This window comes from Flavobacterium sasangense DSM 21067, assembly GCF_000686885.1.
Classification (GTDB): domain Bacteria; phylum Bacteroidota; class Bacteroidia; order Flavobacteriales; family Flavobacteriaceae; genus Flavobacterium; species Flavobacterium sasangense.
The window spans coordinates 395,971-402,221 of sequence record NZ_JMLU01000001.1 but is presented as its reverse complement, the minus strand read 5'-3'; the positions used below and the strand labels follow the sequence as shown (position 1 = coordinate 402,221).

At 31.8% G+C, this 6,251-nt stretch carries 7 protein-coding genes; 2 read left to right on the top strand and 5 right to left on the bottom strand.

Annotation, left to right across the window (positions count from 1 at the left end; genetic code table 11):
* The 4 genes from BP92_RS0101955 to BP92_RS0101940 all read right to left on the bottom strand — a co-directional run.
* A partial coding sequence (locus tag BP92_RS0101955; RefSeq protein WP_026724500.1) for an efflux RND transporter permease subunit occupies window positions 1-1,031 on the bottom strand: 1,031 nt, incomplete at its 3' end.
* Window positions 1,032-1,040: 9 nt separating this feature from the next.
* The gene (locus tag BP92_RS0101950) at window positions 1,041-2,108 is read right to left on the bottom strand and encodes an efflux RND transporter periplasmic adaptor subunit (RefSeq protein ID WP_026724499.1); all 1,068 of its coding nucleotides are present in this window, start codon (window positions 2,106-2,108) and stop codon (window positions 1,041-1,043) included.
* A 5-nt stretch (window positions 2,109-2,113) separates the two neighbouring features.
* The gene (locus tag BP92_RS0101945; protein ID WP_026724498.1) at window positions 2,114-3,454 is read right to left on the bottom strand and encodes a TolC family protein; all 1,341 of its coding nucleotides are present in this window, start codon (window positions 3,452-3,454) and stop codon (window positions 2,114-2,116) included.
* Between the two features lie 3 nt (window positions 3,455-3,457).
* Window positions 3,458-4,054: a TetR/AcrR family transcriptional regulator gene (locus BP92_RS0101940; RefSeq protein WP_026724497.1), complete on the bottom strand. Its 597-nt coding sequence runs from the start codon at window positions 4,052-4,054 to the stop codon at window positions 3,458-3,460.
* Between the two features lie 162 nt (window positions 4,055-4,216).
* Between BP92_RS0101940 and BP92_RS0101930 the strand changes: the two genes are divergently transcribed.
* Both BP92_RS0101930 and BP92_RS0101925 read left to right on the top strand, forming a co-directional pair.
* Entirely contained in the window at window positions 4,217-5,191 is a 975-nt protein-coding gene (locus tag BP92_RS0101930) for a polyprenyl synthetase family protein (protein ID WP_026724496.1), read from the top strand.
* Window positions 5,192-5,298: 107 nt separating this feature from the next.
* On the top strand, window positions 5,299-5,649 hold the full coding sequence (locus tag BP92_RS0101925; RefSeq protein WP_026724495.1) for a hypothetical protein: 351 nt from the start codon (window positions 5,299-5,301) through the stop codon (window positions 5,647-5,649).
* Here the strand turns inward: BP92_RS0101925 and BP92_RS0101920 are convergent.
* Entirely contained in the window at window positions 5,646-6,191 is a 546-nt protein-coding gene (locus BP92_RS0101920; protein ID WP_026724494.1) for a hypothetical protein, read from the bottom strand. The two genes, BP92_RS0101925 and BP92_RS0101920, sit on opposite strands and share 4 nt — an antisense overlap.
* Window positions 6,192-6,251 lie beyond the last annotated feature (60 nt).

The following is a 6,251-nucleotide window of genomic DNA, read 5'->3' as shown; positions in this document are numbered from 1 at the left end:
ACTAATATAACCGCAATAAGTAAATCGTGAACTACCGCATCTGCTGCTTCTAAAGTAAAAATCGTACTGTCTTTTGCGATTTCTAATTGTAATCCTTTTGATTTATAATCGTTTTCTAATTTGTTGATGGTTTTTACTAATTCTTCACTTACCGCTACAGCATTCGCATCAGATTGTTTTACAATTTGTAAAAGAATAGCACTTTTTTGATCTACACGAGCAACTTTTTCAGCAATCTTTTGAGTGTCTTGAACATCAGCAATATCACCTAAACGAACTTGAATTCCGTTTTTAGAAGATACAATTAAGTTTCTTAATTCTTCAACATTCTTATATTTTCCAGCTAAACGGATTAATATTTTTTGGTCACGCGTTTGAATGTTTCCTGTAGGGAAATCCAAATTTGACGATAAAATATTTTGTTGCACTTGCGGAATCGAAAGTCCGTAACCTTGCATTTTTACTGCATCAAGATTTACTTGAATTTCTCTCTCTTGTCCACCAATAATGTTTACTTGCGCGACACCTTGAACACGAGATAAAATTGGAGCTAATTTTTTATCAATTAAGTCGTAAAAAGCAACTTCGTCCATTTTTCCGTTGGCACCAATTGTCATAATTGGTAAATCACTCAAGGAGAATTTAGTTAACGAAGGTGTTTCTGCATCATCTGGTAAATCACTAATGATGGCGTTAATTTTACGTTGCGCATCGTTCATCGAAACATTTACATCAGCATTTGAAGTTAATGTAATGGATACGGTTGATAAACTTTCGTACGATTTGGCATCAATTTTTTTGATGTTTTCTAAAGAAGCTACGGCATCTTCAATTTTTTTGGTTACCGTGTTTTCAATTTCACTTGGTGATGCACCAGGATAAATTGTGGCAATTGTAATTACGTTGGTTTCAAATTTAGGAATCAATTCGTAACCTAAATTGCTATAACTGAACAGTCCACCAAGTGTTAGAATTGTAAACAATACAATTACTAACGACGGACGTTTGATCGATATTTCTGCTAATTTCATATGTTTTTATTATTTAATAACTTCAACAGCGTTTCCGTCTTGTAAGTTGATTTGTCCGGTTACAATTACAATTTCTCCGTTAGATAATCCGTCTAAGATTTCTACTTTGTCTCCTAAAATTCTACCTGCTGTTACTTTTTTAAGTTTTGCAGTTCCGTTTTCAATTACAAAAATTTCGTTGCTGCTAACACTTCCAACAAATGCATTTCTTGGTACAATTTTCAACGTTTGTTTTTGTTGGTTTGAAGCAAATTTTGCTGTTCCATACATACCTGCTTTTAAATCATTTGAAGTATTGTTTGTGATTTCAATTTCAACAGGGAAGTTTAAACTTGCATCTGCTTTTGGAGCAATAAAAGTAATTTTTCCTGTAAATTCTTTGTCAGGATAAACATTTGACCCCACTTTAATTACACTTCCTACTTTTAAGCTCGCCACTTGACTTTCGTTAACCGTAACTTTTAATTTTAATTTAGATACGTTTACAATTTCGAACAATTCTGTTGGTGGCATTCCAGATAAAATAGAACCTGGTTCAATGAATTTTTTATTGATAAAACCACTAATTGGTGCTTTAATTCTAGTGTCACCTACGTTGATATTAGCTTGAGTTAAATTCGCTTTTGCATTTACCATTGCTAATCTTGCTTGGTCTAATTGTTGTTTCGTTACACCACCTGTTTTAAAAGCATTTTCAAATCTTGTATAATCTGCAACAGCGTTTTGATATACCGCATTTGCGTTTTGCGCATTTACGTTAATAACATCGCTTCTAACGATAGCAAGTGTTTGTCCTGCTTTTACATAATCTCCTTCTTTAACTAAAACTTGAGTAACTTTTCCAGATTTTTCAGCAGAAAATTTTAACTCTTGAATTGGTTCAAAGTTTCCGTTTGATACGAAATCTAATGAAACTTCTTCTGTTTTTACCGTATCAACTTTTACAGAAACTGATGCGTTTTTTTCAGCTACGATTGCTGTTTTAGCTTCGTTTTCTGTTTTATTTTTAGTTAATATAAATCCGATTAAACCTAATGAGGCTAAAATGATTACTATGGTTATGATTGTCTTTTTCATTTTAATTATTTATTGGTTAGTGTTTTAAGTTCGCCTTTTGATTTTATGAATTGAATTTCTGCTAATTTATATTCTAAAATAGCACTGGTATAATTGTTTTGTGCTTCAACCAATGCATTTTCAGCATCTAATAAATCGGTTAATGCAGCTAATCCTTGTGTGTAATTGTTGTTGGTATTATCAAAAACTTCTTGAGCAAGTTGCGCGTTTTCTTTTTGATTGTTGATGGTAATCAAACTGTTTTCAAGTTGTTTTTTTGCATTATCAAACGCTAAATCCAAAGCTAATTTTGTGTCATCAAGATCTACTTTTATCGAACTTAATGCGTTGTTTGCTTGTCTTACTTTTGCTCTTGTTCCAAATCCTGTAAATAATGGAACTCTTAAACTTAATCCAATAGAAGAAAAGTCTGACCAATAAACGCCATCAGCTGGTTTTGCAAATAATGGCATTTCCGGACCTTGACCAATGTAATTGTAACTTCCAGTTAATGAAAGTGTTGGGTAATAAGCTGCTTGAGCTGCCTTTTTTTGGTATGTTAATAATTGCTCTTGTTTTTTAAGTAACAAATATTCGGTTCTTCCTGTAACATCAGCTGTTGATGATAAGTCTTGTGGTGTAACTTCAAAAGCAGTATTAGGAATGATAATTTTGTTTTCCATTGGCATTCCCATATAAAATTTCAATGCATTTTCTTGCAGCGAAATCGCATTTAAAATTTGCTGACGAAGTGAATTGATATTGTTCACACGAACCGTAATTCTGTCGTAATCAATTTTTTTAGCCAAACCATTTTCAAATTGCCCTTTGATGATGTCTTTTACCTTGTTTGTGTTTTTCAAGTTATTATCAACCACAATAAGTTTTTGTTGTTGCACATATACTTGATAATACGCATTTGCAACACGTTCGATAACTTGTTCTTCAGTTAATTGCGCGTTTATTTGGTAAAATTCTCTGGTAGATTTTGCCGCTTTTAAACCTGTAAAAACCGATTGGTCAAACAAAGCTTGATTTAAAGAAACTCCAGCCACAGAATTCCATTTTTGTCCAAGTGGTGCTAGAATTGTAGTTCCTGGAGCTCCAAAGAAATCGCCTGGTAAAGCGTTTAATTGAAGAATAGGATTGTATGTCATGCTTCCATTAGCTGAAATTTGCGGTAAAGCTCTCGAACGAACTTCTTGAATTTTATACTCGCTATTTTCTACTTCTAATTTAGCTTTCTTAGCTTCTGCTTTGTTTTCAAGTGCAAAAGTGATGGCATCTTTTAATGTTAGTGGTGCCACTTCTTGTGCACTTACCGACAGTGTAAAAGTTAATAATGTTATGAGGATTGTATTCTTCATTGTTTATATAATTGGGTTTTTAAGGTGTTTTTCTAATTCAATAATTCCAGCTAATGTTGCCATTGCTCTAATGTGATATTCCAAAGCTTTTACTTCTAACTCTTCAGCTTCAATACCTGAAGCTGTATTTTCATTGATGTTGAAGATTAGTGTATAGTAAAATTTTATATAATTATTTACGTCTAAATTTTCTCGGTATAAACCTTCATTGATGCCTTTTAGAATGTTATCTCTAAAACAGGTTTCGCATACTTCAATTTGAGAACTTAAAGCTTTTGCATAAACCTCAGGATAGTGTTTCTTTAGCTGATATATTGGTGATGATTCAGCTGATTTAAACATTTCTTTAAACATTCTCTTGATTTCGAAATTTTCTTCTATAGCATTAAAGTTTTTAGATACAATTTGTTTAATTGTTTCATGAACTTCTTTGTGAACCATTTGGATGCTTTCCTCAATTAATACGTCTTTATTGCTGAAATATTTGTAAATCGTTTTTTTTGAAATACACATTTCGCAAGCAATATCATCCATAGTAATGCTCTTGAAACCAAGTCTCAAAAACATTTCTTTCGCCTTATTTATAATTTTTTCTTTCATCATTTCTCTAAAATCAACTTTGATGGATTTTATTTTCAGGTACAAATGTATGCTGGAAACTTTTAACACCAAAATAGTTTCCAATGTTTTTACATAAATTTAACATTTGATATATTCGTTTCGTTTCAGAATATTGAAGTATTTTAGCAAAAAATTCAAGCAATGCATTCTATATCGTACTATCAAGAAAAAATGGGCAATCATTTTTCGCAAATTGTTTCCAATAAAGAACCTAAAAATTTATACGAACCTATCGAGTATATTTTATCGCTTGGTGGAAAAAGAATGCGTCCGGTTTTGACATTAATGGCAACCGAAGTTTTTAATGTTGATTGCGAGAAAGCGATTCCTGCGGCTACTGCGGTTGAGGTGTTTCATAATTTTTCATTAATTCACGATGATATTATGGACGATGCGCCTTTACGAAGAGGCAACCAAACCGTTCATGAAAAATGGGATTTGAATACCGGCATTTTATCAGGTGATGCGATGTTGATTTTAGCATATCAGTTTTTTGAAAATTATGAGCCAGCAACTTTCCAAAAGCTAGCCAAATTATTCAGTAAAACGGCTTTAGAAGTTTGCGAAGGACAACAATATGATGTAGATTTTGAAATGCGTGACGATGTTACCATTCCAGAATATCTAAAAATGATTGAATACAAAACCGCTGTTTTAGTTGGTGCTGCAATGAAAATGGGAGCAATTGTAGCCGAAACTTCAGATGAAAATGCGGATTTGATTTATGATTTCGGATTGAATTTAGGAATAGCTTTCCAATTACAAGACGATTATTTAGATGCTTTTGGAAATCCAGAAACTTTTGGAAAACAAGTGGGTGGCGATATTATTGAAAACAAAAAAACCTATTTATACTTAAAAGCAATTGAGTTTTCAAAACCAGAAGAAAAACAACAATTGTTGCATTTGTTTTCGATTCAACCATCAGACAATAGCGACAAAATTGAATCTGTCAAAGCCATTTTTAACACTTCAGGAGCAAGCGAAGCTACTAAAAAAGCGATTCAAGATTTCACTTATAAAGCATTTGAAACGCTAGAAAAAATGGATATCGAAACCGAAAAGAAAGCCATTTTAAAAGCTTTTGGCGAAAATTTAATGGGAAGAAATGTATAATCAAGAACAATGGCAAAAATCAAGTTCAAAATTCGATTTTAAAACTTGTAATTGATATTGATTTTTCTAATTGAACTTGACTTTTGAACTTGTAATTGAACTTGAAAATGTATAATCCGCCAGCAAATATTGATGCTTTAATTTCGCAAGCCGAAGAAGAACATTTATACTTTAAATTGATTGAGCAAGTAAACAAAGATTTTGCTTTGGCAAATGAATCTTTAGATGTGCCATCAAGTATTTTTCCGTTTGAATTTAAAAATTTGGTTCAAGAAAAAATTTACAAGCTCATTCAATACAAATTTGCTGAATACCTAAATTTACTATACATAATAGATGTTCCAGAAGAGCAAATTAAAAAACTTGACGGTTCTGACTTAGTAGAATTATCGGAGCAAGTTGCTTTTTTGGTGTTAAAAAGAGAGTGGCAAAAAGTTTGGTTTCGTAATAAGTATTAAAAATAAATTCTCACAAAAGGCATAAACGCCTCAGCATAAATATTATCTCTATCTCGGTGTAAAACATTATATCGAATACCTAAAGTTATATTATCATTGCGATATCCTGCTCCTAAAAACAAAGCCGTATTCCAAAAATCTTGAGAATCGTTTCCGAAAGAATCATTAAAAGTTCTATTCACTCTTAATTGTTCTAATTCAGTTGAAATTTGAATTTCTTCGATGGGATTGAATAAAGCAATTAAATTCCCTCCATATATGTTGGCATTATAAAAATCACGTTGTTTTACATAACTGTATTGTGCTCCTAAACCTAATGCTACATATTGATTAAAGTTGTAAATAGCGCTTGGTGCCACCATAATATCGGCATAGCCATTGCCAACTCCTAAACCAAGTCCACCACCAAATTGCACATGTTTCCAAAAATCACTTTTTGTTTTATTTTCGGTATTTTCTTGTGCATAAATTTCAGGTTTAAAACTAAATAAAACCACAATAGTTAACAAAAATGTTAAATTTATTACGAAATTCTTTTTCATAATTCCATTTTGAAAAAATTAATGTTATAAAAGTATAAAAATCCTTGAAAGATTATCATA

Bases quoted from the DNA above. Each gene is read 5' to 3' on its own strand.
- BP92_RS0101945 (WP_026724498.1), bottom strand. From the start codon at position 3,454: ATGAAGAATACAATCCTCATAACATTATTAACTTTTACACTGTCGGTA.
- BP92_RS0101925 (WP_026724495.1), top strand. From the start codon at position 5,299: ATGTATAATCCGCCAGCAAATATTGATGCTTTAATTTCGCAAGCCGAA.
- BP92_RS0101940 (WP_026724497.1), bottom strand. From the start codon at position 4,054: ATGAAAGAAAAAATTATAAATAAGGCGAAAGAAATGTTTTTGAGACTT.
- BP92_RS0101950 (WP_026724499.1), bottom strand. From the start codon at position 2,108: ATGAAAAAGACAATCATAACCATAGTAATCATTTTAGCCTCATTAGGT.
- BP92_RS0101920 (WP_026724494.1), bottom strand. From the start codon at position 6,191: ATGAAAAAGAATTTCGTAATAAATTTAACATTTTTGTTAACTATTGTG.
- BP92_RS0101930 (WP_026724496.1), top strand. From the start codon at position 4,217: ATGCATTCTATATCGTACTATCAAGAAAAAATGGGCAATCATTTTTCG.